The 555-nt window shown below is 73.5% G+C and carries 1 protein-coding gene; it reads right to left on the bottom strand.

From position 1 onward, the window contains the following. A partial coding sequence (locus AC1DQC_RS20155) for an MFS transporter (RefSeq protein ID WP_477052999.1) occupies positions 1 to 555 on the bottom strand: 555 nt, incomplete at both ends.

The raw sequence follows: 555 nt of genomic DNA, 5'->3' as shown, positions 1-555 counted from the left end.
ACCAGGAACAGCGCCAGGGTGCCGCGGCGCCCCCACGCCTCGATCAGCCAGGCCGCGACCGCATAACCGGGCAGCTGGGCGAGGGTGATCACGAGCGTGTACTGGAACGACTTCACCAGGTCGAAACCCTGCTCGACCAGCAGGCTGGGCAGCCAGATGAACGCGCCGTAGTAGGACAGGTTGATGCAGAACCAGACGGTCCACAGCGCCCCCGTGCGCCTGCGCAGCCGGGGCGACCAGAGAGACTCGGCGGCGCCGTCGACGCGGGCCTCTGCCGGCGCCCGGGGCACAGGCTCGGGCTCGGGCGTCAGGACCGCCCGCCCGATCGGGGGCGACTCCTCGAAGGACCGGACCGCGGCCTCCGCCTCGGCGTGGCGGCCGCGCCGTTCGAGGAAGCGGACCGACTCGGGGAGGCCGAGCCGGACCACCACCGCGTACGCGGTGGGCACCACCCCCACCGCCAGCGCCCACCGCCAGCCGTCGTCGCCGAGCGGCACCACGTAGAAGCCGATCAGGGCGGCCAGGATCCAGCCGACCGCCCAGAACGCCTCCAGC

It is taken from the genome of Cellulomonas sp. P4_H12 (assembly GCF_056400905.1).
This window is presented reverse-complemented; position numbering and strand designations above follow the sequence as displayed.